Here is a 3,214-nt window from a genome sequence, read left to right on the forward strand (position 1 = left end):
CGCCCAGCGAGCCGCTCCCGGCCGGGTCCGCGGCGGCCGGGCCGAGGCCGGTGCCGCCCGCGTCGTGGCTCACCGTGCCGACGGTCACCGGCTCCACGACCACCGGCTTGTGGTCCGCCGCCCGGACCGCGCCGGTCGGCTCGGTCAGCAGCCGGTGCGGTACGAAGACCACCACCCGGGTACCGCCGTACGCCGACGCCGTGGACAGCTCCACCCCGAAGCCCAGCTCCCGCGACCAGCGCCCGACACAGGCGAGCCCCAGCCGTGGCACGGCGCCGAGCTGGGCCAGGTCCAGACCGTCCCGCAGTTGGGCCACGGCCTTTTCCAGCACGTCCGGCGGCATGCCGAGCCCGGCGTCGTCGATCTCGATGACCGCGCCCGCCGCGACCTCCCGCACGGCGACCGCGACCTGGGTGCGGGAGGGGGAGAAGACCGTGGCGTTCTCCAGGAGTTCGGCGACCGCGTGCATCAGGCCCTCCACGGCGGGTGCCACCGCGTAGAGGGTCTGCCCGCCGTGGACGTCCACCCGGCCGAACTCCACGATGCGCGACTGCGCGCCCCGCACACAGTCGAAGAGCGACACCGGCCGGGGCTCCCGCCGCGCGGGCCAGATCCCGCACATCACCAGCAGCGTCTGGGCCTTGCGGGTCATCTGGGCGGCCGCGTGGTCCGCCTTCATCACCTCGCCCATCAGCCGCGCGTCCTCGACCTGCTGCTCGAGCCCGTCGAGGACCTGCTGCTGCACCATCGACATGGCGTGCATATTGCGGGCCACCGACTCGAACGACGCCTGGACGGAGTCGCGCAGCCGCCGCTCCCGGCGCGCCGCCTCGTCCAGATCGCTCTGTACGGCGGCCAGTCGCGCGACCTCTTCGCCGCGCTCGGCCGCCAGCGTTCGCTCGCGCGCGGTATTGGCTCGTTCCCGTTCGGAAACGGCTCGTTCTCGCTCGGTCGCCGTACGCGCGCCGGCAAGCGCGCGACGGAGTCTGACCACCCAGGTGAGGCACAGCGACAGCACCAGTACCAGCACCGCGGACGCGGCCACGACGACGGCCTCCGTCCCCGACAGCACCTTTGACACCTCCATCTGGGACACGGCCAGGAAAGGGCAGATACTACTGACCAACTGATCAGTCTGGTCCGGTAGTTGCCAAACTCTCACGAGGGAGCCGCCGTGCCCGCACCGGGGTCAGGGTTGGGCGGGGTCCGTCCGCGGCAGGCACAACAGCAGGCGAGCCCCGCCGCGCGGGCTGGTGAGCACCGTAAGGCTGCCACCGTGGGCGTGAGCGATGTCATTGGCGATGGCGAGCCCGAGACCGGTGCCGCCGTCCTGACGGGCCCGCGCGTCATCCAGCCGGGTGAACCGCTCGAACACGCGCTCGCGGTCGGCTTCCGGGATGCCCGGACCGTCGTCGTCCACGGCCAGTTCGACCTGGCCACCGCGGACCGCCACGGTGATCGAGACGGTGGTACGGGTGTGCCTCCGGGCGTTGTCGGCGAGGTTGGTGAGCAGCCGCGACAACTGCACCCGGCTGCCGGTCACGACGGCCGCCCGCTCCTGCTCCCCGGCCAACGTCAGCGCGCCCGGGTGGCGCCGTACCTCCTCGGCCGCCAGCGCGCCGAGATCCACCGCCGCGGTGCGCGGCGCCTCCTGCGCGTCCAGCCGGGCGAGCAGCAGCAGATCGGAGGCGACGGCCTGGAGCCGGTCGGTGTCCCGCAGCGCCTTGTGCACGGCGGCCGGCCAGTCGGTACGCGACGGGCGGGCCAGGACCAGTTCGAGCTGGGCGCGCACGGCCGCGATGGGGCTGCGCAGCTCATGCGAGGCGTCGGCCACGAACTGCCGCTGCCGGGTCATGGCCCGGTGCAGCCGGTCCAGGGTGGCGTTCATGGTGCGGGCCAGCCGGTGGATCTCGTCCCGCGCCCGGGGCACCGGCACCCGGCGGTGCAGATCGCGCTCGGTGATCTCGGTGAACTCCCGCCGCATCGCGGCGACCGGGCGCAGGGCGCGCCCCACGAGCAGCCAGGTGAGCCCCGCCACGAACAGCACCAGACCGGCGGCCGCGGGTGCGGCCTGGCGAAGCAGCAGCCCGGTGGCGTTGTCGACGGCGGTGGTCGAGGGGCTCACCTTCACGCTGTACGGCTGGCCGGCGTCGAGCGGCTCGGCCGCAGTGGCCGCGGTCGAGTCCTGCGGGGTGGCCTCCGTCTGCCGCGAACCGGCCTCCGTGGGCATGATGGGGGTGACCGTCCGGCCGGCGACGTCCTTGATCGTCACCGCGCCGGGGGCGACGATGAGCGCCCGCTTCGGCGCGGGGTGGGTCCGCGCCAACTGGCCCTTGATCGCCACGGCGGCGTTCCTCGCGTCCAGGTCGGCGCTGGCGCGCAGGTTGTGCTGAAGGGCCAGCACCAGGGCCAGCATGCACAGCCCGATCGCGAAGGCCACGGTCCCGGCGGCCGCCAGCACGGCCTTGGCGCGCACGCTCAACCCGGACGTCAGGCGCGGACGGCGGCCTCCCGTGTCCCCTGGGGCCTCGCCGTCGGCCGGGTGCCCGATGTCCTGTCCGGCATCCTGCCCGGCGTCCGTGATGTGCCCCGTGTTCGCGGTCCGCCCCGCGTCCGCGCCGATGTGCCCCACCGTCTCACCCTCCGTCGCGGGCCAGCAGATAGCCCGCGCCCCGTATCGTGCGGATCGACTGCCGTCCGTACGGCACATCGATCTTCCGGCGCAGGCTCCGGATATAGACCTCGACCAGATTGGCCCCGCCGTCGTACGCGGTGTCCCACACGCTCTGCACGATCTCGGACTTGGAGACCACCTGGCCCGCGCGCCGGGCGAGGTACTCCAGCACGGCGAACTCCTTGGCCGTGAGCGTGACCTCCTCCGTCCCGCGCGCACAGGCCAACGCGGCGGGCTCCAGCCGCAGATCGCCCAGTTCCAGCACATCGGGCCGGTCCAGCCCCCCGCGCCGCACCAGGGCCCGCACCCGTGCGATCAGCACGACGAAGGAGAACGGCTTGGTCAGATAGTCGTCCGCGCCCACGTCGAGCCCATCGGCCTCGTCGTACTCGCCGTCCTTGGCGGTGAGCATCAGGATCGGCGTCCAGTCGCCCTGCTCGCGCAGCCGAGAGCACACCTGATAGCCGGAGCATCCGGGGAGCATCACATCCAGCACGATCGCCGCGTATCCGCCGGAGCGGGCGAGCGCCAGGCCGCTGA

The 3,214-nt window shown here is 73.3% G+C and carries 3 protein-coding genes; all 3 read right to left on the minus strand.

What is annotated here, in order from left to right; genetic code table 11:
• Positions 1-1,087, minus strand: a 1,087-nt coding sequence (locus KN815_RS39085; RefSeq protein ID WP_253209515.1) for an ATP-binding protein, incomplete at its 3' end; no start/stop codon positions are given.
• 102 nt (positions 1,088-1,189) lie between these two features.
• On the minus strand, positions 1,190-2,632 hold the full coding sequence (locus KN815_RS39090) for a sensor histidine kinase (protein WP_253209514.1): 1,443 nt from the start codon (positions 2,630-2,632) through the stop codon (positions 1,190-1,192).
• A gap of 4 nt (positions 2,633-2,636) precedes the next feature.
• A partial coding sequence (locus tag KN815_RS39095; protein ID WP_216346556.1) for a response regulator transcription factor occupies positions 2,637-3,214 on the minus strand: 578 nt, incomplete at its 5' end.

Source organism: Streptomyces niphimycinicus (genome assembly GCF_018883605.1).
Lineage (GTDB): Bacteria > Actinomycetota > Actinomycetes > Streptomycetales > Streptomycetaceae > Streptomyces > Streptomyces niphimycinicus.